At 65.9% G+C, this 23,923-nt stretch carries 19 protein-coding genes and 7 tRNA genes; 12 read left to right on the top strand and 14 right to left on the bottom strand.

Annotation, left to right across the window (positions count from 1 at the left end; translation table 11 throughout):
* Window positions 1-27 precede the first annotated feature (27 nt).
* The 6 genes from ACZK3W_RS13575 to ACZK3W_RS13600 form a co-directional block, all read right to left on the bottom strand.
* Window positions 28-2,316, bottom strand: coding sequence for an Orn/Lys/Arg family decarboxylase (locus ACZK3W_RS13575; protein WP_197616937.1), 2,289 nt, complete (start codon window positions 2,314-2,316; stop codon window positions 28-30).
* Window positions 2,317-2,336: 20 nt separating this feature from the next.
* Window positions 2,337-3,689 (bottom strand): arginine/agmatine antiporter, encoded by a 1,353-nt coding sequence (gene adiC, locus ACZK3W_RS13580; RefSeq protein ID WP_005410068.1) that lies wholly within the window; start codon window positions 3,687-3,689, stop codon window positions 2,337-2,339.
* 76 nt (window positions 3,690-3,765) lie between these two features.
* Window positions 3,766-5,199, bottom strand: a complete 1,434-nt coding sequence (locus ACZK3W_RS13585; protein WP_032129378.1) for a DcaP family trimeric outer membrane transporter — start codon at window positions 5,197-5,199, stop codon at window positions 3,766-3,768.
* A 517-nt stretch (window positions 5,200-5,716) separates the two neighbouring features.
* Entirely contained in the window at window positions 5,717-6,559 is an 843-nt protein-coding gene (gene dsbG, locus ACZK3W_RS13590; RefSeq protein ID WP_032129379.1) for a thiol:disulfide interchange protein DsbG, read from the bottom strand.
* A 30-nt stretch (window positions 6,560-6,589) separates the two neighbouring features.
* Entirely contained in the window at window positions 6,590-7,393 is an 804-nt protein-coding gene (locus tag ACZK3W_RS13595) for a TlpA disulfide reductase family protein (RefSeq protein ID WP_197616935.1), read from the bottom strand.
* Window positions 7,394-7,473: 80 nt separating this feature from the next.
* Window positions 7,474-8,541, bottom strand: coding sequence for a GlxA family transcriptional regulator (locus tag ACZK3W_RS13600; protein ID WP_121503557.1), 1,068 nt, complete (start codon window positions 8,539-8,541; stop codon window positions 7,474-7,476).
* A gap of 186 nt (window positions 8,542-8,727) precedes the next feature.
* Between ACZK3W_RS13600 and ACZK3W_RS13605 the strand changes: the two genes are divergently transcribed.
* From ACZK3W_RS13605 to ACZK3W_RS13635, 7 genes are all read left to right on the top strand, one after another.
* Entirely contained in the window at window positions 8,728-9,141 is a 414-nt protein-coding gene (locus tag ACZK3W_RS13605; protein ID WP_032129382.1) for a heavy metal-responsive transcriptional regulator, read from the top strand.
* Window positions 9,142-9,230: 89 nt separating this feature from the next.
* Window positions 9,231-9,306: transfer RNA gene (locus ACZK3W_RS13610), tRNA-Ala, on the top strand.
* A 54-nt stretch (window positions 9,307-9,360) separates the two neighbouring features.
* Window positions 9,361-9,436, top strand: a tRNA-Glu gene (locus ACZK3W_RS13615).
* A 184-nt stretch (window positions 9,437-9,620) separates the two neighbouring features.
* Window positions 9,621-9,696 (top strand) — tRNA-Ala (locus ACZK3W_RS13620).
* A 49-nt stretch (window positions 9,697-9,745) separates the two neighbouring features.
* A tRNA-Glu gene (locus ACZK3W_RS13625) sits at window positions 9,746-9,821 on the top strand.
* A gap of 46 nt (window positions 9,822-9,867) precedes the next feature.
* A tRNA-Ala gene (locus ACZK3W_RS13630) sits at window positions 9,868-9,943 on the top strand.
* A 47-nt stretch (window positions 9,944-9,990) separates the two neighbouring features.
* Window positions 9,991-10,066 (top strand) — tRNA-Glu (locus ACZK3W_RS13635).
* 165 nt (window positions 10,067-10,231) lie between these two features.
* Here ACZK3W_RS13635 and ACZK3W_RS13640 read toward each other — a convergent pair.
* Entirely contained in the window at window positions 10,232-10,648 is a 417-nt protein-coding gene (locus ACZK3W_RS13640; protein ID WP_010484960.1) for a GNAT family N-acetyltransferase, read from the bottom strand.
* Between the two features lie 77 nt (window positions 10,649-10,725).
* Between ACZK3W_RS13640 and ACZK3W_RS13645 the strand changes: the two genes are divergently transcribed.
* Window positions 10,726-11,682 (top strand): SOS response-associated peptidase family protein, encoded by a 957-nt coding sequence (locus ACZK3W_RS13645; RefSeq protein WP_049399994.1) that lies wholly within the window; start codon window positions 10,726-10,728, stop codon window positions 11,680-11,682.
* Window positions 11,683-11,727: 45 nt separating this feature from the next.
* Here the strand turns inward: ACZK3W_RS13645 and ACZK3W_RS13650 are convergent, their stop codons facing one another.
* A complete protein-coding gene (locus tag ACZK3W_RS13650) occupies window positions 11,728-11,925 on the bottom strand; it encodes a hypothetical protein (RefSeq protein WP_010484956.1) in 198 nt (65 codons plus the stop codon).
* A gap of 69 nt (window positions 11,926-11,994) precedes the next feature.
* Complete coding sequence (locus tag ACZK3W_RS13655) at window positions 11,995-12,375, bottom strand: response regulator (protein WP_032129385.1); 381 nt, start codon at window positions 12,373-12,375, stop codon at window positions 11,995-11,997.
* 132 nt (window positions 12,376-12,507) lie between these two features.
* On the opposite strand from ACZK3W_RS13655, the gene ACZK3W_RS13660 reads away from it, so the two are divergent.
* From ACZK3W_RS13660 to ACZK3W_RS13670, 3 genes are all read left to right on the top strand, one after another.
* A tRNA-Leu gene (locus tag ACZK3W_RS13660) sits at window positions 12,508-12,593 on the top strand.
* Window positions 12,594-12,663: 70 nt separating this feature from the next.
* Window positions 12,664-13,206: a GNAT family N-acetyltransferase gene (locus ACZK3W_RS13665; RefSeq protein ID WP_032129386.1), complete on the top strand. Its 543-nt coding sequence runs from the start codon at window positions 12,664-12,666 to the stop codon at window positions 13,204-13,206.
* A 115-nt stretch (window positions 13,207-13,321) separates the two neighbouring features.
* Entirely contained in the window at window positions 13,322-14,758 is a 1,437-nt protein-coding gene (locus tag ACZK3W_RS13670; RefSeq protein ID WP_197616933.1) for a GGDEF domain-containing protein, read from the top strand.
* On the opposite strand, the gene ACZK3W_RS13675 is transcribed toward ACZK3W_RS13670, so the two are convergent.
* A complete protein-coding gene (locus tag ACZK3W_RS13675) occupies window positions 14,755-16,581 on the bottom strand; it encodes a methyl-accepting chemotaxis protein (RefSeq protein ID WP_197616931.1) in 1,827 nt (608 codons plus the stop codon). The genes ACZK3W_RS13670 and ACZK3W_RS13675 overlap by 4 nt on opposite strands.
* A gap of 255 nt (window positions 16,582-16,836) precedes the next feature.
* On the bottom strand, window positions 16,837-17,439 hold the full coding sequence (locus tag ACZK3W_RS13680; RefSeq protein WP_239669684.1) for a GNAT family N-acetyltransferase: 603 nt from the start codon (window positions 17,437-17,439) through the stop codon (window positions 16,837-16,839).
* Between the two features lie 95 nt (window positions 17,440-17,534).
* On the opposite strand from ACZK3W_RS13680, the gene ACZK3W_RS13685 reads away from it, so the two are divergent.
* On the top strand, window positions 17,535-18,623 hold the full coding sequence (locus tag ACZK3W_RS13685) for a DUF5694 domain-containing protein (RefSeq protein WP_032129389.1): 1,089 nt from the start codon (window positions 17,535-17,537) through the stop codon (window positions 18,621-18,623).
* A gap of 39 nt (window positions 18,624-18,662) precedes the next feature.
* Here ACZK3W_RS13685 and ACZK3W_RS13690 read toward each other — a convergent pair whose 3' ends face one another.
* From ACZK3W_RS13690 to ACZK3W_RS13700, 3 genes are all read right to left on the bottom strand, one after another.
* The gene (locus tag ACZK3W_RS13690; protein ID WP_049400551.1) at window positions 18,663-18,893 is read right to left on the bottom strand and encodes a hypothetical protein; all 231 of its coding nucleotides are present in this window, start codon (window positions 18,891-18,893) and stop codon (window positions 18,663-18,665) included.
* Between the two features lie 62 nt (window positions 18,894-18,955).
* Window positions 18,956-21,145: a PAS domain S-box protein gene (locus ACZK3W_RS13695; protein WP_197616929.1), complete on the bottom strand. Its 2,190-nt coding sequence runs from the start codon at window positions 21,143-21,145 to the stop codon at window positions 18,956-18,958.
* Window positions 21,146-21,352: 207 nt separating this feature from the next.
* Window positions 21,353-23,740 (bottom strand): Tex family protein, encoded by a 2,388-nt coding sequence (locus tag ACZK3W_RS13700; protein WP_197616927.1) that lies wholly within the window; start codon window positions 23,738-23,740, stop codon window positions 21,353-21,355.
* Window positions 23,741-23,923: the final 183 nt, after the last annotated feature.

Below are 23,923 nucleotides of genomic sequence, written 5' to 3' on the forward strand. Positions count from 1 at the left end.
GTTCGCCGAACGGCCGACCGTTGCCGGTCAGGCCTTCAGCACCTCCACCTTGTACGAAACCGCATCACCCTCCTGCTCGATGATGAGCCCGTGCACGTCCGACTCGAAGCCCGGGAAACGCGCATTCTGCTCGCGGGCGATGCGCAGCGACTGGATGATCGGCTCGTCGCTGTCACCGAAACGCTCACCCGGCATGATGGTCGGGATGCCCGGCGGGTACGGCACCAGCATGGTCGCCGCAATGCGGCCACTGATCTGCTCGATGTCGACCCGCTCGATCTCGCCCTTGACCAGGTGGTTGTAGGCATCGGCCGGGGTCATCACCGGCGTCGGCAGATCCACGTACATCTCGCGCATCACCTTGGCCACGGCGAATTCCTGGTTGAACGCATGCAGCGCGTCGCACAGGTCACGTAGGCCCCAGCCGGCGTAGGCATTCGGATAGTCGGCGACCAGCTTCGGCAGTGCCTGGCTCAGCGGCGCATTGCGATCGTAGAGCTCCTTGAACGCCATCAGCTCGGTGACCAGGGTGCTCCACTTGCCCTTGGTGATGCCCATCGAGAACAGGAACAGCACCGAGTACAGGTTGGTCTTCTCCACGGTGATGCCGCGGCCCCACAGGAACTTGCTCAGCACCGCCGCCGGGATGCCCAGCTTGCCCATGCTGCCGTCCATCGCCAGGCCCGGCGTCAGCAGGGTCACCTTGATCGGATCGATCAGCACATAGTCATCGACCAGGTTCTCGAAACCGTGCCAGTGCGCATCCGGCTGCAGGTACCACTCCTCGCGCTTGGCCACCAGCGGCGCCGGCGTATCGCCCTTGTCCAGGCTGCGCTCGACCTGGGTCGGCTGCCACACACTGAACCACCAGTCGTCGCGACCGAGGTCGTCGCGCACGTGCAGCATCGCGCGGCGGAAGGCGATGGCCTCGTCGTGCATTTCCTGTACAAGCGAGCGGCCCGCGTCGCCTTCCATCATCTTCGAGGCCACGTCACAGGCCGCGATCACCCCGTAGTGCGGGCTGGTCGAGGTATGCATCATGAACGACTCGTTGAAGCGCTCGGCATCCAGGTTGCGTTGCGCCGAGTTGCGCACGTGGATCATCGACGCCTGCGAGAATGCAGCCAGCAGCTTGTGGGTGGAATGCGTGGTGAAGATGATCGCATCCTGCTCACGCGGCTTGCCCTTGGCCATGCCGTAGTGGTTCTCGTAGAACGGATGGAACGCAGCATAGGCATACCACGCTTCGTCGAAATGCAGGAAGTCGACCGCGCTGCCGATCTCGTCGGCGATCTTCTCGGCGTTGTAGCACAGGCCGTCGTAGGTCGAGTTGGTGACCACCGCGATGCGCGGCTTGGAGCCGGCCTTGTAGGCCTGGCTGGCCAGCGGGTTGGCAGCGATGCGCTGCTGCAGCGACTCCGGCGTGAACTGGTCCAGGCTGATCGGGCCGATGATGCCGTGCGCGTTGCGGCTGGGGGTGAAGTACACCGGCACCGCACCGGTCATGATCAGCGCGTGCAGCAGCGACTTGTGGCAGTTGCGGTCGACGAACACCACGTCGCCGCGGGCCACCGTACCGTGCCAGACGATCTTGTTGGCGGTGGAGGTGCCGTTGGTGACGAAGAAGGTATGGTCGGCACCGAAATTGCGTGCGGCCTCGTTCTCGGCGTCCTTGATCGGGCCGGTGTGGTCGAGCAGCGAGCCCAGTTCCGGCACCGAGATCGACAGATCGCTGCGCAGCGTGTTCTCGCCGTAGAACTGATGGAACGCGCGCCCGACCGGCGACTTGGTGAACGCCACGCCGCCGGCATGGCCGGGCGTGTGCCAGGAGTAGTTCGACTCGGCCGCATGGTGGATCAATGCCTTGAAGAACGGCGGCAGCAGGTTCTTCATGTAGTCTTCGGCCGCGCGCATCACCTGCCGCGAGATGAAGCTCTTGGTATCTTCGAACAGGAAGATGAAACCGTGGATGTACTTGAGCAGCTTGCTCGGCACCTTCTCGATGGTGCGGCGCTCGCCGTACAGGAACACCGGCAGATTGGCGCGGCGTGCGCTCTGCTCGCGCAGGAAGGCGGTCAGGCGCTGGAACTCGCCATCCACCTCTTCACTGCCGTCGATCGAGATCAGCACCGCCGAGGCCGCCACGTAGGTGCGGGCACCGGCGCGGGCATCATCCAGGTTCAGGCCGCACAGCACGCGCTGGTCGTTGCTGCGCAGCTCTTCCACCAGGGCGCGGATCAGGATGCCACCGATGCGCGGCGACTCGTAGTCGTTGTCGATGACAATGACCGGGTAATCCAGGGACTTGAAGTACACGTTGATTCTCCTTGACTAACTCAGGAACGCTGGGCGCCGGCGCTGATGGCCGATGCCTCGCGGGCGCGCTGCCGCTGCTGGCGGCGCTCCTCGCTGAAGAAGGGATAGAACACGGTGATGAACAGCACGAACAGGAAGGCGTACTGCACGATGGTTCCCGACGAGCCGTAGATCGCCCACAGGCAGTACACGACGGTCAGGCTGGTCAGGGTCCAGAATGCACCGGTGTGGACCAGGGTGTGCGAGCGCTCGACCACGAAGTAGCAGGCCACGCACGAGTAGATGTAGGGCAGCAGGGTCAGCACCACCGCCGCCGATGTGATCACGTCGAACTGTGCCGACGCGGTTTCCGAGGTGGAAGTGACCAGCACCGCCAAGGTCATCAGCACGGCCACGATCAGCACGCCCTTGACCGGTACGTCGTCCTTATTGGTCTTGCTGAAGATGCTCGGGAACAGGCCGTCATCGGAGGCTGCCTTGGCGCTCTGTGCGGTCAGCAGGATCCAGCCGCCCAGCGAACCGGCAGCGCCGATGAAGGCACACAGGCTGACCAGCGCACCGCCCCAGCCACCGACGGCCTTGGCCGCGGCCAGCGCGAACGGCGCATCGGAGGTCTGCAGTTCGCCATTGGGCACCATGCCCATGATCACCGAGGAGCTGGCGATATAGGCGATGGCGGCCAGGAACACGCCCGCCAGGGTGGCGCGGGCCACGTTCTTTTCCGGGTTCTCGACCACACCAGCGGTGACCGAGGCCGACTCGACGCCAATGAAGGCCCACAGCGTCAGCGCCGCGGCGCTGGAGATCGCGCCGAAGTTCGATTCGCCGGACACGTTGTAGGCGCCCTTGAAAATGTCGGCATCGAAGAAGAACCAGCCGAAGATGGCGATGCCCAGGATCGGCACCAGCGCAAAACTGGTGGTGACGGTCTGCACCCGGCTGACGAACGCCGGACCGATCACGTTGGCGAAACTCAGCGCCCACACCAGGATCAGCACCGCGATGCAGCGCACCAGCGGCTCGGACAGGATCGGGAAGAAGTAGCTGAAATAGCCCACTGCGGCGATCGGAATGGCGACGTTGCCGATCCAGTTGGCGAACCAGTAGATGGTGTTGGTCTGGAAGCCCATGTAGGGCCCGAACCAGTCGCGCGCATAGGCGTACGGGCCGCCCGCCTTGGGTGCCAGCTTGCCCAGCTTGGCGAACACGAAGGCCAGCAACAGCGCACCGGCGGTGGTGATCAGCCAGCCCCAGATCGAGGCGGTGCCGATCTTGGCCAGGCTCGATGGCAGCAGGAACACGCCTGAGCCCATCATGTTGCCGGCGACGAGGAAGGTGGCTCCGACCACCCCGATTTTCTTTGCTTCTGCCATGACGATCTCCGGTACTGGCATGAGCCCGGCAGCACCGGGCTTGGGGACGGTTGCGCTGGCGTACGACCGCTGGCGCCTATTTGATGAAGTTGTATTGCAGGCTGCCCTGCACCCGGACCGTGTCGCCGCGTGCGCCGCTCTGCTGTTCCAGGCGGCCGTACAGCAGCTCCATGCCCATCGTCCACGACGGTGCCGGGCTCCAGATCAGGTTGAACACGCCGTAGCGGCTCTGACGGAATGCGTCGGCCGCCAATGCAGCATTCCGCTCCAGGGTCAGCTGGCCGAAGATCAGGTTCGAACGCCACAGCTCGGACCAGTAGTGGGTGTAGCCAACGAACCCACCGTGCAGATCCAGGGCATCAAGGCGGCCATCGGCACCGACCACCGCGTCCAGCCCGGAGCCGGTCAGGTCGGCGGTGTAACGGCTGAGGCCGCGCCCGCCGAGGGCACCGAACAGCAGCAGGTCGCGCTCGCCCACCGAGGCCGAACCGCTGAGTTGCAGGCCACCGGCCATACGCCGGTCGCGCTCGCCATCGCCGTCATAGGCCAGGCTGCGTGCCACCGCACCCAGCTGCAGGTGGCCCCAGTCGCGCTCCATGCGCGCGGTCACCGTCACGTCGGGCAGGCGGTTCACTGCCGCTCGCTCATCGCTGGCGCCGGCCAGTTCGGTCTTCGGATCTTCGGCGGCGACGGTCAGGGTGTTGCCCTTGCCCATCGCGAAACTGTGGTGGATGCCTGCCACCAGCAGGTAGCCGGCACCGCCGGGACCTTCGAAATCCAATGTGTCGGGCAGGCTGTCCGGATCCATGAAGCTGGAGTAGCCGTAACCGGCATAGGTATTGCCGAGCTGGCCATAGGCATGGCGCAGCCGGAACTCGTAGCCGTCACTACTGCCGAAGAAGTCGTTCTCCAGGTAGAAGCGCAGGTTGCCGTGCGTGGTCGGACGTCGCGCCTCAAAACTGAAGCGGGTCTGCTTGGCATGGATGTTGAAGTTCGAGACATCACGATGACTGCCACCGACCGGCATCGACGAGGGAATGAACTGATCCTCATCCCCCGCTGCACGCGAATCGGCGATGGCATCCAGCTTGGCGTAACCGCCGATGCGGATCACCGTATCAGTGCCGGGTATGGCAAAGAACCCCTTCAGATCCGGATCGGTCGGGCCCGCCGCACTGTCCGGTCGCGACGCGGCGGTGGACGGATCGGCCACCGATTCGCGCTGCGGCAGCACCGGCTGTGCCACGCCCGGTACCTGGGTGGGGTGCAGCAGGTTGGCAGTGCTGGCAGGCGCGACCACGGCGGCGGGTGCCTGTGCTGTAGCAGGCGCAACGGTTGCGTCGCGCTGCTCAAGGCGGTCCAACCGCTGCTGCATGCCCTCCAGTGCCTGCCGCATGGCCGCAATCTCACGACGCAGCGCCTGCGCGTCCTCCTTGTCATCCACCTGTGCATACGCCGGCGTGATCGCCAGTGCTGTCACACAGGCCAGGCTCAGTACCGCCACGCGCATTGCATCCTCCCTGGACGACCCCTGTTCGCAGCACGCAGACGGGACGCACGCATGCGCCACTCCGGCCTCGTGCTGCCGTTGCTGGAAATGCGGATACTGCGTCGACGACACCGGCCAGCCTGCGCATGGCAGGCAACAGGACGATGACACTGTCCTGCCCGCACCGATGTCGACGCCATCAAGGCCGCGCTGCCAGAGAGGTGGCGACCGCAGCGGTCTGGGTAACAAGCACGGAGTGAGAGTGTCGTGAATGGCTGTGCCAGCCGACCCTGATCAGGGCGTGGCGAGCGCGGCATCCATCGCGCATTGACGCTGTATTCCATGCGTCACAGGCTAATCCGCCTGTCGTTTTTGGCCTTGATTGGAATCAAGGCGGGATGCTTGATGTCAGTCACGATTCATACGTGACGATGAACCACTGTTGCGCGGGCCCACAACCGCAATGCCCGCCATGGAATGCGACAGGCCCGCATGCTGCCATGCGGGCCTGCGCAATGTTTCATGGGTCTGGCGCCACTCAGCGCGGGCCAAGCACCGTCTGCAGATCGGCACCCTGCGGCAGACCCGCACGACGCTGCACCTGGCCCTGTGCGTCCTGGAACAGGATGCCCGGTGTGCCCTGGAAGCCCATCTCGATCATCAGCACCTGATTGGCGTCGAGCTTGCCAGCGATCTCGCGGCTGATGTTCGGCAGCGCCTTGATGCCACCGCGATCAAAATCGTGCTCGTTCTGCAGCAGCGCCGCACTCGGGTCACGCGCGGCAAGGATCGCCGCGGCCTTGGCCGGGCTGTCCTCGCGGATCACGCCGACCATGATGTGACGCAGCTGCACCTTGCCAGCATCGACCCACGGCCGTGCCGCTTCCCAGAACTTGTGGCAGTACGGGCAGTTGGCATCGCTGAAGGTGTAGACCACGCGCGGCGCATCGGCCTTGCCATCACGCACCCAGGCGCTGGCTTCCAGCTTGGTCCACATCTTGGCCGACATCGGCGAAGCCACCAGCTTTTCAACGGCCTCAGCGGCTACATCGTTGCCCTCCGCATCGAACAGGCTGCCGACCAGTACGTTCTTGCCGTCAGCAGTGACATAGGCCGCTGCCGGCTGCTGGCCGCCGACCACGCCGGCGAAGCCCCGCAGGCCACCGGGGGCATCGAATTCTGCGACGACCTCGAAACCATGCTTCTCGATGCCCTTCAGCACCGCAGGGCGATCGCCCTTGTTGGCCGTGGCTGTGGCGCTCGCTGCCGGTGCCGCGGCGGTCTTGCCCGGTGGCGTCTGTGCCTGGCTGCAGGCGGCCAATGCCAGCAGGACCGGCAGCAACAGCACCGCAGGGGCGGTGCGCAGGGAAGTCGACAACATGGGAACTCCGTAGTGAGATGCCCGCGCAGGCTACCGCAGCCGGCGCAGTTTGTGTTCAAGACCGGCTGCCGTCAGTTCGCCCAGGTGCAGTTCACGCAGGCGCCCTTCGGCGTCGAAGAACAGGGTCGAGGGATAGGCCCGCACGCCCAGCACCGTGGATGCCGCAGCGTCATCATCGAGCAATACGTTGTGCAGCAGGAGCCGTTCGCGCGCAACGAAACCCTGGACCTCCTCAAGGGTTTCACCCTGGTTGAGGAACACGAACTGCACGTCCGCATGCGCCTGCTGCGCCGCAGCCAGGACCGGCATCTCGCGCCGGCAGGGCCCGCACCAGGTCGCCCAGAGATTCAGCACAAGCGGTTTTCCCCGGAACTGCTGCAGATCAACCCTGCCCCCCTGCAGATCAGCAACCTGCAGTACCGGCAAGGGCATCTGCCGCTCCTGCCATGCGGACAGCAGCTGACTACCGCCCGCCCATAGCAGCACACCCGCCAACGCCGCGCCCAGCACCGGGGCGCGCAACGCCCGCCATGGGCGCACCCGCCACAGCCCCCATGCCGATCCCGCAACCAGGACAACCACCAGGTGGTAGCCACCATCGGCAATCTGCAGAATGCTCCACGGCGCCTCGCGATACAGGGCGAAGTTCAAGGCCACGAAGCTGATGCGACCACACAGCAGGCCCACCAGCAGCATGTCCAGAACCATGCTGGGTGCAGAAGGCAGCGGCATGCCGTCCTTTCTGCGTGGCCATAGACGCGCCACGGCCATGGCAATCACTGCGCACACGAGAATCAACACCACCGGCATCGGCACCGGCCCAACGCTCGACATCAGACCACCTGTTCAATCGTCCACTGACTGCATGGTCGAAGTGTCGCGCTCCGGTTGCAAGCGCGACGATGCCGCCGACATCAGGCCGCGCTGCGCCCCAGTTGCATCACCGACGGCGATTGCAGCCCGCGCAGGCTGCCTGCCACCGACGGCATCAAGGGCCGCTCGCGACGCTTGCTGCTGACGTGACGCCGATAGTTGGCCGGCGTCATGCCAACGATGCGCAGGAACAACCGGCGGAAAGCACTCTGATCAGCGTAGCCGACACCCCACGCCACCTCATCGATACCCGCCCCCTGCTGCAGCAGGGTCTGCGCCCTGGCGATGCGCAGCCGTTGGCAGTATTCGATCGGCCGCAGGCCGGTGGCCTTGAGGAACCTCCGCTGCAGTGTGCGCGGCTCCAGCCCGGAGACCTCGCAGATCGCGGCAAGGGTGGCGCCGCGTGCCGCCGTGGTGTGCAGCCAGCGCTGTGCCTTCAGCACATCACGATCGCCATGTGCGAAGTTGGCGCTGAAGCGCTCCAGGTCCTGCTGGATCGTGGCGGGCACGGTGATGCCCAGTTGCTGTGCGACCGCACTGGCCACGCCCTGCCCATGCAGCCGGTACAACAGTCGCAGGCCAAGGAAGCGCCAGGCCTGGGCCCCGCCGACCGTCAGCAGGTCACCGTCATCCACCAGCGCCCGCTCGCTCGGCACCCAGCTCGCGGCCTGCGCCTGCAGGCCTGGATGGCGCCCGAGATCGGGGCCACTGACCGTACGCCCGGCCAGCAACCCGGCACGTGCCAGCACGCTGACGCCATCACTGGCGGCGGCCAGCAGGCTGCCGCCGTCATAGTGCGCGCGCAGCCAGTCCAGCAGGACCTCGTCCGCGCGCAGGCACGCGCCGGCACTGATCTGGCCGGGAACCGCGATCACAGCCGGGATGGCCGCATCGAGCATTTCCGCACCCGCAATACGATGCACCCCGGTCTGGCTGGCCGGCACGATCCAGCGGGTGACCAGCACCCGCTTGAACGGCCGACGCTGCTGCTGGGCAAGGCGATTGGCAACGTGCGCCATTTCAGCCAGTACGGAGGCGGCAGACGGATCACCTCCCGGGTATTCAACCACCGCGATCTCGACGAATCCTTCGTTCCTGAATCCTTCCACAGACCACCTCCTCGGTTCGTTGCAGGCCATCGAACGGCCGGTTCAGGCGAAGGGTAGGAACTGGTCCATCGGCGGGGCTATGAAGAAAGTTGCAAAGTGCGCTGAATGCGCGCACCCGGGCCAAGCCTTGACTCTCGACCAGACTCCAGGCTTCACAATGGTCGGCAGCCCCTGCAGGAATCCGCCATGAACATTGGACAACTGGCCCGCCAGGCGGGCGTACCGATCGATACGGTGCGCTACTACGAACGACAGCAGCTGCTGCCGACCGCGGCCCGCTCGGCGGGTGGCTACCGCATCTTCGGCGAGCAGGACCTGCGCCGGCTGCGATTCATCCGCCGCGCCAAGGCGCTGGGCTTCAGCCTTGAAGAGATCGGCGAGCTGCTCGCATTGAGCGATCGCCATTCGCAGGACATGGGCAGCGTGCGCGACACCGCGCAGGCGCGCCTGCAGGACATCGCACAGCGGATGGCGGAGCTGCAACGCATGCACACTGCACTTTCGCTGCTGGTCGACGCCTGCCCAGGTCACGGCGCGCTGGACCAGTGCCCGATCCTGGCGGCACTGACCGACGACGCTGCACAGGCGAAAGGCGACTGACATCGGCTTCGCAACGCATGTGAAGAAAAGTGCAACAAATGCTTGCCAACCCCCTGGGGCAAGGCTATTATTTCGCTCCTCAGCGACGTGGGGCCATAGCTCAGCTGGGAGAGCGCCTGCATGGCATGCAGGAGGTCAGCGGTTCGATCCCGCTTGGCTCCACCAATCTTTCGGCATTAGGCCGTCGAAAGGTCGCTAAAGAACATTGATGAGAATTGCGTCCCCATCGTCTAGAGGCCTAGGACATCACCCTTTCACGGTGGCGACCGGGGTTCGAATCCCCGTGGGGACGCCACTCATCACGAACAACGAGGACCCGGCCGATAACCGGGTCTTTTTTGTTCACCGCCTACCGGCATTCAGGTTGTGGCGTTGCGGTTCCCCTGCCCTCGTGGTCGCGGTTGAACCGGAACGAAAAAAGCTCAAAAAAAGCTTCCACAAACGTGAACACGCAGGTATGATAGGCGGCTCGGTAACACGGGGCCATAGCTCAGCTGGGAGAGCGCCTGCATGGCATGCAGGAGGTCAGCGGTTCGATCCCGCTTGGCTCCACCACTTTCGACATTAGGCCGTCGAAAGTTCTACAACTTGAAGTTTTTCGTGCGTCCCCATCGTCTAGAGGCCTAGGACATCACCCTTTCACGGTGGCGACCGGGGTTCGAATCCCCGTGGGGACGCCAGTTTCAAAACGGACTCTGCTCCCGGCAGATCATCCGGAGTTTCATTGGGGCCATAGCTCAGCTGGGAGAGCGCCTGCATGGCATGCAGGAGGTCAGCGGTTCGATCCCGCTTGGCTCCACCACTTCGACATTAGGCCGTCGAAGGATCTACAACTTGAAGTTTTCGTGCGTCCCCATCGTCTAGAGGCCTAGGACATCACCCTTTCACGGTGGCGACCGGGGTTCGAATCCCCGTGGGGACGCCAATTCTTTAAAACCCCGGCTTCGGCCGGGGTTTTTCTTTGCCTGTGATTCCTGGGAAGGCCCTGTCCACGCATGGCGCGGATCTACTGCAGGGCCGGGATGGATCCGGCGGCCGGTTGGCCCAGTAGATCCACGCCATGCGTAGATGGCTTCAACTCGGCCACACCTCAGAACCGGCGATACATCCCGATCGATGCAGGTGCGGTGGGTGCGAAACCAAACTGCGCGTACAACCGGTGCGCTTCACCATCCGCCAGAAGGCTGACGTATGCCGACGGCGGCAGGTTCGCCTGCATCCAGCCCTCCAGGCGACGCATCACTTCCTTGCCCAGGCCCTGCCCCTGCAGGCGCGGCAACACAGCGATATCGCAGACCTGCAGGTGGCAGCCCCCATCGCCGACGATGCGCCCCATCGCCACCAGCTCGTTACCCTGGTAGGCACACACGCCATACAGGGTATTGGGCAGCGCGCGTGCCGCCGCCTCCTGGCTCTTGGCACTGAGGCCCGCCAGCACACGCAGCTGGCAATAGTCTTCGACCGTGGGCACGGCGTCGCGGAACTGGCAGGCGACGGAATCATTCATGCGCTATCTCCCTGTAGGTCGGGCTATCCTGCCTCATCCATGTCGCAGCTGCTGCGACCCACGCCCGCAGAGTTCCCATGTGCTATTCCGCCCTCATCCGCGCCGACTACGCCAAGCTGGTGCGCGAGTTCGGCGCCATCCTGTCGCTGGAAGAATTCGCGGAGCTGTACGCGCACGATCCTGGCAAGAAGCGCCCCAGAACTCCCAAGGCGATGGATGACGGCTTCGCCGGCGCGCGCACCGAGCAGGGCCGCGACATCGTCGCGAAAATCCAGCAGTGGCATGCGCAGGAACGCCAGGATCTGGAAGCTGAGCTGGCCCGCCAGCGCGAGCGACGCGATATTGCCAATGCCACGCTGGCGACCCGCCCCACCCAGAAGGCACGCAACGACCTGCGCGTGGCCGGCAACCGCATCGATCGTGCGCAGGCTCGGCTGGAAGATCTGCACCGGGTGCAGCTGCTACCGCGCGACAACCGTATTTTCCCCGGTACCTACGCACCGGTGATGGTCAGCGAGGGCGGCAAACGCGTGATCAAGCCGATGCGCTACCAGTGCCGGCTGCCGGACAAGCCTGCGCGCAACGACGTGCTATATCCGGGCACCTACAACGCGCGGCGCGACAGCCTGGAAGGCTATTGGCGCGGTGCGTTCGGGCTGCGCCACGGTGTGGTGGTGGTGCAGGCGTTCTATGAGCACGTGCCACGCCATGCCATCGCCGGCCGTACGCTGGGTGCCGATGAGAAGGATCAGGACGTGGTGCTGGAGTTCCGGCCCGATCCCCCGCGCGACCTGCTGCTGGCCTGCCTGTGGGCGGAATGGGAAGGACCGGAAGGTCGCCTCCTGTCATTTGCCACGATCACCGACACGCCTCCACACGACGTCGCCGCTGCGGGCCATGACCGCGGCGTCGTTCCCATCCGCAAGGAACACCTCGATGCCTGGCTCAATCCCGATCCGGATGACCTGGCGCGGCAGTACCGCATCCTCGACGACCGCGAGGAGATCCGCTACGTATACGAAGAAGCGGGCTGAACACCGCGCACAGATGAAAAACCCCGCCTGGGCGGGGTTCATGGATCAGGGATTGCCGCCGCACATCGCCTCTTCGCAGAAGGCCTGTTCCTGCAGGCATTGTTCGACCTCTCCACCCCGCGCGATGCAGCTCTTGTAGAGCTGGAAACAGGGCTGGCCACACCACGCAGCAGAGGCCGTACCACCGAAGACCGCCATCGAAAGGACACCCGCAGCTACCATGCGCTTGATCCACTTCTTCATGCCACTCTCCTTGTAGGCCTGAGCATTCAGGCCCGGGCAGGATACGCCCACCGCTTCAGCACGCGCCAATCAGGCGCTGGCGCTGGCGCGGCCCACTGCGCGTACCAGCGCCTGGCTCAGATCTGCCGAGAGATAGGGCTTCACCAGCAGCACGCCGGCCAGCATCGGCTCGGGCAGCTGCTCGGCCTGCATCCCGGTGGCCAACACGAACGGCACCCCGCGCGCCGACAGTGCCGCAGCCACCGGCTCGCTGGTCTCATTGCGGGCCAGGCGGTAATCGAGCAGGGCCACGTCCGGGGTCGACGCCTGCAGCAGGCGCAGCGCTTCAGCCACGCTCGCGGCCAGCCCCACCACCGTCGCACCGGCATGCACCAGCTGCATCTGCAGCAGTGCGGCACTCATCTCGTCGTTCTCGACCACCAGCACCCTCAGGTCCTGCAACACTGTCATCGGCTACCGCTCCTGGAGGCATTCAAGCCGCCGCAGTATAGCCATGACAGGGCCGAAGCCGACAGGACGCGCCCCGATCGGCCTCCCCACTATGAAAGCCGTGCCGACCTCGGTTACACTCGCACGCTGCCTGCCGGTGTGGCGGAATGGTATACGCAGCTGACTCAAAATCAGCCGGGGGTGACCCCATGAAGGTTCGAGTCCTTTCACCGGCACCACTGCATCAAAGGCCAGGTCCCCGACCTGGCCTTTTGCATTTTCAGGACCGGAGCGCCGACACTGGCGACGATGCCAACGCCCGCCCTGCCCACGCTCCCCGCCACCCTGCCCGCACGGCTGCGTCCACTGCACGTGGATGATGCTGCCGCCTGGGCCGGCTATCTCTCGCTGCCGGGCGTGACCGAGCACACCAGCTGGGGCGACGTTTCCGAAAGAGCACTGCGCTGCCAGATCGCCGGTTACCTGCCCACGGCAACGGACCAGCGCTGGGCGCTGGTGGGCGCCGACAGCCAGCTGATCGGCACCGTTGGCCTGAACGGAATCGACCTGTCGCATGGCCGCGGCGAACTTGCCTATGATCTCGATCCGCGCTGGCAGGGTCAGGGACTGGCCACGCACGCAGCACGCGCGGTGCTCGAATGGGGCCATGCCGCACTCGCTCTGGTCCGAATCCAGGCGACTGTCCTGGACAGCAACGCCCGCTCGATCGCCGTGCTGGAACGCCTCGGCATGCAGCGCGAAGGCCTGCTGCGCGCTTACCGGCGGGTTCGAGGACAGCCCCGTGACTTCTGGATGTACGCCCGCGTCGAAGGCTCCGCGTCACCATGCTGAAACACAACTGCGACTTCCGGCAAGCTTTGGAATAGACGCAGCGCACACTTTTCTTGCAAGCCACACGTGCTTCTGCCTATCGTGATCCCAGCCGGAGCTGGGGGCGGGGGAATGCATGACGTTGCGTGCGGCACTGTTTTTTCTGGTCACGCACGCGCTCGTCATTGCCTTTGTTGGCCCGCAGGACCCGGTCGGCTCCTACCTGATGCTGATCACTGCGCCGTTGCTGGCTGCACTGGCCTGCGTGCGGCGTGCGCGTGACAGCCGCCAGGCGGCCTGCAAATGGCGGACGCTGGGCGCTGCCGTGGGCCTGTTCTCGCTGGCCCTGCTCGCCCTGCTGTACCGCAATGTGGCCGGCCTCGATCCTGCGCAGATGACCGTGTCTTCGCTGATCCTGTACGTGTTCTACCGCATCCCCCTGACCTACGTAGCCGCCAGCCCGGGCGGCGGCAACCGCTGCATCCGCGCGGTGGACCTGCTGATCATCGCGCTGCTGTGGTTGTTGTACTTCGGGCACACGCGGGCGATGGCGCATTTCAACGCCGCATTGTGGACGCAGTGCCTGAACGCCATGAGCAACCTACAGAACAGCCTGGTGTTCTGCTTCGCGCTGATCCGCTTCCTGGCCGAGGACAATCCCGACCGCCGCGATTTCTTCCGGACACTTGCGATCTACGCGCTGGGCTATTTCCTGCTGGCGTTCTACATCAACACCTACCAGCCGCAGCTGCCTGACGGCAACTGGGGGGACCTGCTGATCAGCGGACTGTTCGTGGTGCTGGCCGTCATGGCCGCCAGCAAGCGCCGCTATCCGGCGGTGGAGGTATCGCGCAGCCTGCGCCGCATCGTCGACGCCGGCGTGCCGTTGATGCTGCCCTTGCTGCTGATGATGGTGGCGCTGCTGGTCGCGCGCCTGCAGCCCACCCTGGCCACGGTGGGCTTCATTGGTGCCATGCTCGGTTATGCCCTGCGCAGCGTGCTGAGCCAGGTGGAGATCCAGCGCCAGCGCGATGAGCTGGAAACGCTGGCGCGGCGCGATCCGCTGACTGGGCTGGGCAACCGCCGCAGCTTCGACGAATCTCTTGGCAATGCCCGTGGCCGCGCACGCCGCCAGGGACTCGGGCTGGCGGTACTGATGATCGACATCGACCACTTCAAACGGCTCAATGACACCTATGGCCATCCGGAGGGCGATCGTCGCCTGCAGTCGGTCGCCGCCATTCTTGATGGCTGCCTGCAACGAGGTGACGATCTGCTGGCGCGCTATGGCGGCGAAGAGTTCATCGCCGCCCTGCCCTCGCCCGATGCCGCCCACGCACTGGGCCTGGGCGAACGGCTGCGCGCTTCGGTCGAAGCCGCAGCCCTGCCCGCCCCCGAGGCCACCGTCACCATCAGCATCGGCGTGGCCTGGCAGGCACCCGGCGAAGACCGCGATCCGCGCGACCTGGTCGAACGCGCCGACCAGGCCCTGTATCGCGCCAAACATGCCGGTCGCAACTGCGTACGCGGCGACGCCGATAGCAAGGAAGACCCGTCCGGTCGCCGTGCCTAGACCGCGTGCAGCCCCGCTGTTCCGTGCCGGTGCCCGGCCCCGCCCTGCACGCGGAAGCTGGCCACGGTCTGCAGCAGCTGCGCCGACTGCTCTTCCATGCTGCGCGCCGCCGCCGACGCCTCCTCGACCAGGGCCGCGTTCTGCTGGGTGCCCTGATCGATCAGGTCGACCGCATGATTCATCTGCTGGATATCGTCGCTCTGCTGCTGCGAGGCCGTGCTGATTTCAGTCATCAGGTCACTGACCCGGCGCACGTTGGTCACGATTTCATCCATGGTACGGCCCGCGCTCTCAACCTGCGCCGTGCCGGCGCCCACATTGGCAACCGACTCATCGATCAGGTGCTTGATCTCCTTGGCTGCGCTGGCCGAACGCTGCGACAGCTCGCGGATCTCAGTGGCAACCACGGCAAAGCCGCGGCCATGTTCACCGGCACGCGCAGCCTCCACCGCTGCGTTCAGCGCGAGAATGTTGGTCTGGAAGGCGATGCCGTCGATCACTCCGATGATGTCGACGATGCGCCGCGACGAGGCATTGATCACCGCCATCGTCTCGACCACCTCATGCACCACAGTGCCGCCTCGTGCGGCGACGTCGGCCGCTCCGCCGGCCAGCTGGCTGGCCTGGCGCGCGTTGGTGGCCGTGCGCTGCACGGTCTCGGCCAGGCCTTTCATCGACACAGCGGTTTCCTCCAGCGAGGCCGCCTGCTGCTCGGTACGCTGCGAGAGGTCGCTGTTGCCCTGTGCGATTTCGGTCGCGCCGACTGCGATGGTGTCCGCGGCGAACTTGATCTGGCCGATGATCGCGGCCATCGCCTCGACCAGCGAATTCACGCCTTCGCACAGTTCGGCGATCGACCCGTTCTTGTCGGCGGTGGCCACGCGCTGGGTCAGATCGCCCTGCTTGGCGGCAGCCACCACCTCGCGGGTCTGCGCCACGGCGCGCTGCATGGCCTGGTTCTCGTGCACCTGCGCGGTGATGTCGGTGGCGTACTTGACGACCTTGAACGGCTTGCCATTGAGGTCCAGGATCGGGTTGTAGGATGCCTGGATCCAGACCTCGCGCCCGCCCTTGCCCAGGCGCCGATACTGGCCGGCGTCATATTCGCCGCGCCCGAGCTTCTCCCAGAACTGGCGATACTCGACGCTGCTGCGATGCTCAGGCTCGACAAACAACGAATGGTGCTGCCCGCGCACTTCGTCCAGGTTGTAGCCGGTAGCGGCCAGGAAATTGTCATTGGCCGACAGGATGCGGCCATCCATGCTGAACTCGATCACCGCCTGCGATTTGGCGATCGCGGCCAGTTGCCCCGCCGAGTCGGCCGCCTGCAGCTTCTGCGCGGTGATGTCGGTCGCGAACTTGACCACCTTGTACGGCCGCCCCTGGCGGTCCAGCACCGGGTTGTACGAAGCCTGGATCCAGATCTCGCGCTGACCTTTGCCGAAGCGGCGGTACTGTCCGGCGTCATATTCGCCACGCCCCAGGCGCACCCAGAAGTCGCCGTATTCCGCGCTGCGCGCCTGCTCGGGGTCGACGAACAGGGAGTGATGCTTGCCCTGGATCTCCTCCAGCCGGTAACCCATCGCCTGCAGGAAATTGTCATTGGCCCGCAGGATGGTGCCGTCGAGCGCGAACTCGATGACGGCCTGCACGCGATGCAGCGCGGCCACCTGCGCTTCCAGCTCGGTGCGGTCGGTCATCGCCGCCTCTGTGCTGGTGCGTTGCTGCGGCGCCAGCACGCCAAGCAGCGCACGCCACGGCGACCAACGGGTATGCAGCTCGGCCGGCGCCTGCGCGCCTGCCGTGAAGCCTGGAATGAGCATTGTCTGATCCTCGGTGTCCGGTAAGCGGTTGTGACCCGACGGGCGGGATGCCCGGCGGCAACATCAGTTGCCAGGGACTACAGGTGCCAACGGGCACCTCTCGAGCGACTGCCAAGAACGTCTGCTGCGGGTGCGATCGGCATCTGGAAGCGGCGGAACACACTGCGCGGACCGCCCGTCGGGGGCAGCCTGGGGTCCTGCGGCGGGTGACTGGAGCGGGATCCAGAGGGAGTATCGGCGACGCCGTCGGCCGCTTTAGCGGGATTCCGCGACGTCCGTCGCAACTCTGTGCATTGCAGCCGGAATGCGGTAGACGATTGCCGTGTACTTCACGCCCTGCTCACGTGCCACAGCCTGCCCACCAAGGGACTCAGCCAGTGCACGGCTGGACCGGTTCCGTTCCGCCACCGGGTAGCGGAACGCAGCACAGCGAAGGCGCCCGGAGGCCGCCGACCACACCGCCGCCACTGCCTCGCGGCCATAGCCGTGCCCATGCATCACTTCTGCGATCCAGATGCCCAGTTCGGGTTCTGCTTCACGGGCTCGATGCAGGCCTGCCAGGCCAAGGAATACCCCATCCCCGCGCCTGCGGATCACCAACGTGATGTCGGTCCCGTCGGCGATGGTAAGCAGCCACGTCCGCCAGACGGCAGCAAACGCCTCCTTCGAGGGTGGCGGCTCAAACGCCATATAGCGGGTCAGCCCGGGTGTGATTGCCACAAATGCCTCGTCGGCGTCACCGGGCGTGAATGGCCGGAGGTGCAGCCGCGGACTGTCGATGGTCCAGTCGTCCAATGTCATCTTCTGCATCGCCTGGGCATTGCGTGCAGCATCGCTCAGCAGAAGGATGCAGCTCAAGGCAGAAAGGTTTACATGACCAATGCGGGATTCCCCAGCAGGAGAAAATGACCAGCATGAAGGTCCCGCAGGATGCTTATCGACATGGAGATCGCATGTTCCCTCGCTTTGCCAGCCTTCTCTTCCTGGCCCTGTGCAGCAGCAGCGCGCTGGCCAACGACGCCGCCTATCGACCCGCCTTCCACCCCGACCAGCTGAAGGGACCACCCGCAGGACGCCCGAACGAAGTGCTGGTGCTGGGCAGCCCGCACCTGTCCAGCCTGCCGGAGACCTTCACGCCGGCGATGCTGGAACCTCTGCTGCAGCGCCTGGAAGCCTGGCGGCCCACCGCGATCGCGGTGGAGAACCTGTCCGGCCTGCAGTGTGACTTCATGCGCCGCAATCCGGCCCGATACGCGGAGAGCGTAGCGGACTACTGCGTCGATCCGGCACCGGCGCAGGCCGCCACCGGCCTGGACGTGCCCAGCGCCAACGTGGAGATGGAACGCCTGCTTGCGGATTGGCCGAAGGCGCCAACCGCTGCCCAGCGGCGCCGATTGGCCGCCGTGTTCCTGGCCGCGGGCGAAAGCAGCTCGGCAGTCGTCCAATGGCTGCGGCTGCCCAGGGAAGAGCGACGTGCTTCGGACAGCCTGACACCGGAACTGGTGCAGTTCCTCGACACGCGCATGGCCCGCCGCAACGAGGCCGGACTGGTGGCCGGCGTACTTGCGGCACGCCTGGGGCTGGAGCGCCTGTGGTCGGTCGACGACCACACTGCAGATTCGCCAACACCGGAATCGCAGCAGAAGGCCTACGCTGCCGCCATACGCGGTGCCTGGGACAATTCCTTCGTCAAAGCGCGCAGGGCGGCCGATGAACGACTGGAGGCCAATCTTGCTCAACCGGATGGATTGCTCGCAATGTATCGCGCCTACAACACACCCGAGGCCGCGATGGTGGCCTTCAACAGCGATTTCGGCGCGACCCTCGTCGAGCCCTCGCCGGAAGGCTTCGGCCGCAACTACGTGGGCTACTGGGAAACCCGCAACCTGCGCATGGTCGCCAACATGCGCGACATCCTGGGCCAGCATCCAGGCACCCGCATGCTGACGATCGTCGGTGCCTCGCACAAGGGCTACTACGAGGCTTACCTCGATCTGATGCACGACGTGCAGCTGGTCAGTTCGGATGAAGTACTGCGCTGACGCAACATGACGTGGAGGATGCGGTGACCATCCACCGCATCACTCCACCGCGTTCCTGCCCGTCCGCCACAGCACGATGCTGGCGGCACCGATACAGGACAGCGTGAACACCAGCAGGGCGACCGCGCCGCCCTGCAGTACCGGCAGCAGGGCCTGCGCGTGAAGGTCGCCGCGCAGCTGTTCCGCACGCAGGCAGGCGGCCAGCGCGAGGCACCAGCCAACCATCGCCGGGGCGTAGGCCCGCATCGCAACCGGGTTCCAGACCTTCATGGGATCACCTGCATGAGTGGATGTGCGCGCAGTATTCGCGCACGCCCTCTCACAGGCTGAGATCAGCCCTCGGCGGCTTCGGAATCATCGCCGGGCAGCTCACTGGCCTCGCCCTGCACCTGTACGTTGTTGCGACCCATTGCCTTGGCCCGGTAACACTGGGCATCAGCCGCTGCCACGGCCTGGTCCACGCTCATCCCACCCGCCAATGGCGCGATACCGATGCTGGCACCCACATGCAGGCGGTCCCGGTCCCACGGAATCGACAGCGACGCCAGGGTGTGCAGCAGTTCACCGCCGATGCGCGCGGCACGACGCGGCGTGCAGCCAGACAGGATCACTGCGAATTCGTCGCCGCCCAGACGCGCCACTACGTCCGAATCGCGCACACCGTGGCGCAGCACGCTGGCCACCGCCCACAGCACGGCATCGCCAGCCAGATGGCCCCAGGTGTCGTTGACCGGCTTGAAGCGGTCCAGGTCGATGTACATCAACGACGCGGCCTGGCCAGTTCGCTCGACGCGGGTGATCGCCTGCTGCAGATGCACCTCGAAACCGCGACGGTTGCTCAGCTCGGTGAGCGGATCGATCTCGGCCAGATGGCGCGCTTCGCGCTGGCGCGCGCGCTGCTGGGTGTCATCACGCAGTACCCACACTGCACCGCGTACACGACCTTCATCATCGCGCAGCCAGGCACGGGTCAGGTCGACCGGGATCGTGGCCGTGCCCAGGCGCAGCAGAAGATCGGCGTGCAGGTCCACCGCATTGCTTTCCGGGTCCAGCAGGACCGACACATCCAGTACCGAGCCGGGCGCATATTCGGTGGTCAGTGCCAGCACGTCCTGCACCTTGTGCCCGGCCAGCGACAGCGCGCCATCACCCGCCAGGGTGCGTACTGCGGCGGCATTGGCGTAGTCGATACGGCCATCCAGGCTGACACTGAGCACCAGGTCGGCAACCGCATCAAGCGTGATACGGCTGCGCTGCTCGCTCTCGAACAGGCGCTGCTCGCTGCTGCGCTGGGCGCTGATGTCCTGGATCTGCGACACGAAATGCAGCGGTTCACCGTGCTCGGTGCGCACCAGCGACACCGACAGCCGCGCCCAGATCACCTTGCCGTCGCGATCGAGATAGCGCTTTTCCAGGTGGTAGTGGCTGCGCCGCCCGGCCAGCAGATCCTGCACCAGGGCCAGGTCGGTCTGCAGGTCATCGGGGTGGGTCAGGCGCTGGAAATCAACCTGCAGCAGTTCTTCGCGGGGGTAGCCCAGGATCCGGCACAGTGCGTCATTGACGTCCAGCCAGCGTCCTTCCAGCGACACCAGCGCCATGCCCAGCGCCGCCGACGTGAACGCACCGGCGAATTTCTCTGCCGACAGGCGTGCTTCGGCGCGCGCCTGCAGGATCTCGGTGATGTCGATGGACATGCCGACATAGCCGATCCGCGCGCCGCCGGCACCATCCATGCGGCTGATCGACAAGCGCACCTGGCGTGGCTGGCCATCCTTGCGCCGCAGTGTCCACTGCCGTGAATAGGTCTGCTCATCGGCGCGGGCGCTGAGTGCTTCAAACGCGCCCGGCAGGCTTCCGTCCGCAGCCGCCAGCGGACGCAGCCAGGCCGCCAGCTCGTCCGGATCGTGGAAATCACCCAGTCGCCGCTGGCCGACCACTTCTTCCGCGCTGTAACCCAGCAGGCGTTCCGCGCCGGTATTGAACAGGGTGATGGTGCCTTCGGTATCGGTCGCGATCACCGCCACCTCATCGGACGCGTCGACCACGGCCTGCAATCGCTGCCGGCTCTCGGCCGCATCCTGCCGCGCCTGCTGCAGCTCGGTCACGTCGGCGTGCGCACCGGCCATCCACAGCGGTCGTCCCTGCCCGTCCCATTCGAACACGCGGCCACGGTCGTGGATCCACATCCACTGGCCGTTCTTGTGGCGCATGCGCAACAGGCAGACATAGTTGTCGCTGCGGCCTTCGAAATGGTCCTCGAGCGCCGCGTCGGACAGGGCGATATCGTCGGGATGGACCAGCGTCAGGAACGTCTTCTGGCACACCGGCTCCAGTTCTTCCAGCCGATAGCCGACAATCTCCGCCCAGCGCGCATTGACCCGCATTTCGCCGGTCTGCACGTTCCATTCCCAGGTACCGGCAGCGGTGCCGTCGATGATCATGGCCAGGCGCCGGCGCTCCTCTGCCAGTTCCTGCAGGCGCCGCTCGAGCAGCCCGTTGCCGTTGCTTCCCTGGCCCGCCATCAATCCGGTCCCCTGCCCGCACAGGCGGGCAGCAGCCGCAGCACAACGCTGCAGCCCTCAACGAAGACAACGGGTCCTGCTGGCGTCATGGCCCTCCCCAGCGACAGCGGGGAGGCCACACGCCCCCCTCAGGCGCAAGTGTGCGCAATCACGGGGAAAATCGACAAGTCCCCCGCCCCGGATCAACCGTGACGGGGGACACGCTCCTCAGCTGCGCTTGGCGCGGGCGAAGGCCTCCGCCAGGGCGTTGTTGGCCGGGGGCGCGGACTGAGCGGGACGGCCGCCATTGCCCTGGCCCCGGTTTGGCCCGCGGTTCTGGCCGCCTGCGTCGCGGCGCGGCCCCTGCCCCTGGCCGCGATCATCACGCTGGCCCGGGCGGCTGGTGGCCTGCCCGGGGGTGTCGTCCAGGCGCCGGGTCAGGGCGATGCGCTTGCGCGCCACGTCCACCTCCAGCACCTTGACCTTGACGATATCGCCGGCCTTGACCACGTCGCGCGGGTCCTTCACGAAGGTATCGGAGAGCGCCGAGATGTGGATCAGGCCATCCTGGTGCACGCCGATATCGACGAAGGCGCCGAAGGCGGCCACGTTGCTGACCACACCTTCCAGCACCATGCCCTCGCGCAGGTCCTTGATGTCCTCGACGCCCTCGGCGAAGCGCGCGGCCTTGAACTCCGGACGCGGGTCACGGCCCGGCTTTTCCAGTTCCTTCAGGATGTCGCGCACGGTCGGCACGCCGAAGGTGTCGTCGGTGAACTGTTCTGCCTTCAGGCCGCGCAGGAAGCTGCCATCACCGATCAGCGCCTTGATCGGGCGCGCGGTGCTGGCCACGATGCGCTCGACCACCGGGTAGGCTTCGGGGTGCACCGCCGAGGCGTCCAGCGGCTGGTCACCATCGGCGATACGCAGGAAGCCGGCGCACTGCTCGAAGGTCTTCTCGCCCAGGCGCGCGACCTTCAGCAGGTCCTTGCGACGCTTGAACGGGCCATTGTCGTCACGATGGCGCACGATGTTCTCGGCCACCGTGGACGACAGGCCGGACACGCGCGACAGCAGCGCGGCCGAAGCGGTGTTCACGTACACGCCCACGGCATTCACGCAGTCCTCGACCCGCGCATCCAGTGCCCGCGCCAGGCGGTACTGGTCCACGTCGTGCTGGTACTGGCCGACACCGATCGCCTTGGGTTCGATCTTGACCAGTTCGGCCAGCGGATCCTGCAGGCGGCGCGCGATGGACACCGCGCCACGCAGCGACACGTCCAGCCCCGGGAATTCCTTGGCCGCGAACTCGGACGCCGAGTACACCGACGCACCCGCCTCGCTGACCACTACCTTCTGCAGCTTCGGGTTGGCGGCAGCCTTGATCGCTTCGCCGGCCAGCTTGTCGGTTTCGCGGCTGGCGGTGCCGTTGCCGATCGCGATCAGTTCCACGTTGTGCTTGGCGCACAGCTGCTTGATCGTCTGCAGCGACTGCTCCCACTGGCGGCGCGGCTCGTGCGGGTAGATGGTGTCGGTGGCGACCAGCTTGCCGGTGGCATCGACCACGGCAATCTTGCAGCCGGTGCGGATGCCCGGATCCAGCCCGAGTACGGTCTTCGGGCCCGCCGGCGCGGCCAGCAGCAGGTCCTTCAGGTTGTCGCCGAACACTGCGATGGCTTCGGCCTCGGCCTTTTCGCGAGCCTGGTTGAACAGGTCCAGCAGCAGATGGGTGTGCAGCTTGGCACGCCAGGTCAGGCGGCAGGCATCCAGCAGCCAGCGGTCGGCGGCGCGGCCCTGATCGGCGATGCCGGCCTTGCGCGCCACGCGTCCTTCGGCGTACTGGTGGCCGGCCTCGGCCTCGTTGCCCGGGTCCAGCTCCAGGAACAGGATCTCCTCGCGGCGCGCACGGAACAGCGCCAGCAAGCGGTGCGAGGGAATCTTCGCCAGCGCCTCGGCATGCTCGAAATAATCGCGGTACTTGGCGCCTTCGGTTTCCTTGCCCTCGGCCACGCGGGCACGGATCACGCCGGTCTCGCCCAGCCAGGTGCGCAGCTCACCGACCAGCGCGGCATCTTCGCCCCAGCGCTCCATCAGGATCGCGCGTGCACCTTCCAGCGCAGCCTTGGTGTCGGCCACGCCCTTGTCGGTGTCGACAAAGGAAGCCGCGAAGACCTGAGGGTCCTGCGTCGGGTCGGCCAGCAGGCCATCAGCCAGCGGTTCCAGACCGGCCTCGCGGGCGATCTGGGCGCGGGTACGGCGCTTGGGCTTGTACGGCAGGTACAGGTCTTCCAGCCGGCTCTTGGTGTCGGCGGCCAGGATGTCGTTGCGCAGGTCGTCGCTGAGCTTGCCCTGCTCGCCGATGCTGGCCAGCACCGCCGCGCGACGGTCTTCCAGTTCGCGCAGGTAGGTCAGGCGCACTTCCAGGTTGCGCAGCTGGGTGTCGTCCAGGCCCCCGGTCACTTCCTTGCGGTAGCGCGCGATGAACGGAACGCTGGCGCCCTCGTCGAGCAGGCCGACGGCGGCACGTACCTGGGCGGACTGGGCACCGATCTCGTCGGCGATGGTCTGGGCGATCTGCTGGGCGAGCGCGCTCTGGGCGTTCTTGGCGTCGTGCATTGCTTCAGGTCTGTGCCGCGTTACGGGAAGACCCCATTCTGGCAATCCACGACGGAGCCGGACAAGGCATTGACAGGGGGCGAGGTTCAGCGGTGAGGCCGGAGTGGACGCCGGCATCCTGGCGAAAAGAGGGCTCGGACTGGCCCTGGGCTGGGATGCCGGCGCGGGCGCGCGATGGTGGGC

This window comes from Stenotrophomonas sp. 80084_Sma, assembly GCF_056481995.1.

Coding starts and splice junctions, on each gene's coding strand:
- adiC (WP_005410068.1), bottom strand. CDS start 3,689: ATGGCAGAAGCAAAGAAAATCGGGGTGGTCGGAGCCACCTTCCTCGTC.
- ACZK3W_RS13585 (WP_032129378.1), bottom strand. CDS start 5,199: ATGCGCGTGGCGGTACTGAGCCTGGCCTGTGTGACAGCACTGGCGATC.
- dsbG (WP_032129379.1), bottom strand. CDS start 6,559: ATGTTGTCGACTTCCCTGCGCACCGCCCCTGCGGTGCTGTTGCTGCCG.
- ACZK3W_RS13595 (WP_197616935.1), bottom strand. CDS start 7,393: ATGTCGAGCGTTGGGCCGGTGCCGATGCCGGTGGTGTTGATTCTCGTG.
- ACZK3W_RS13605 (WP_032129382.1), top strand. CDS start 8,728: ATGAACATTGGACAACTGGCCCGCCAGGCGGGCGTACCGATCGATACG.
- ACZK3W_RS13640 (WP_010484960.1), bottom strand. CDS start 10,648: ATGAATGATTCCGTCGCCTGCCAGTTCCGCGACGCCGTGCCCACGGTC.
- ACZK3W_RS13645 (WP_049399994.1), top strand. CDS start 10,726: ATGTGCTATTCCGCCCTCATCCGCGCCGACTACGCCAAGCTGGTGCGC.
- ACZK3W_RS13650 (WP_010484956.1), bottom strand. CDS start 11,925: ATGAAGAAGTGGATCAAGCGCATGGTAGCTGCGGGTGTCCTTTCGATG.
- ACZK3W_RS13655 (WP_032129385.1), bottom strand. CDS start 12,375: ATGACAGTGTTGCAGGACCTGAGGGTGCTGGTGGTCGAGAACGACGAG.
- ACZK3W_RS13665 (WP_032129386.1), top strand. CDS start 12,664: ATGCCAACGCCCGCCCTGCCCACGCTCCCCGCCACCCTGCCCGCACGG.
- ACZK3W_RS13670 (WP_197616933.1), top strand. CDS start 13,322: ATGACGTTGCGTGCGGCACTGTTTTTTCTGGTCACGCACGCGCTCGTC.
- ACZK3W_RS13675 (WP_197616931.1), bottom strand. CDS start 16,581: ATGCTCATTCCAGGCTTCACGGCAGGCGCGCAGGCGCCGGCCGAGCTG.
- ACZK3W_RS13685 (WP_032129389.1), top strand. CDS start 17,535: ATGTTCCCTCGCTTTGCCAGCCTTCTCTTCCTGGCCCTGTGCAGCAGC.
- ACZK3W_RS13690 (WP_049400551.1), bottom strand. CDS start 18,893: ATGAAGGTCTGGAACCCGGTTGCGATGCGGGCCTACGCCCCGGCGATG.
- ACZK3W_RS13695 (WP_197616929.1), bottom strand. CDS start 21,145: ATGGCGGGCCAGGGAAGCAACGGCAACGGGCTGCTCGAGCGGCGCCTG.
- ACZK3W_RS13700 (WP_197616927.1), bottom strand. CDS start 23,740: ATGCACGACGCCAAGAACGCCCAGAGCGCGCTCGCCCAGCAGATCGCC.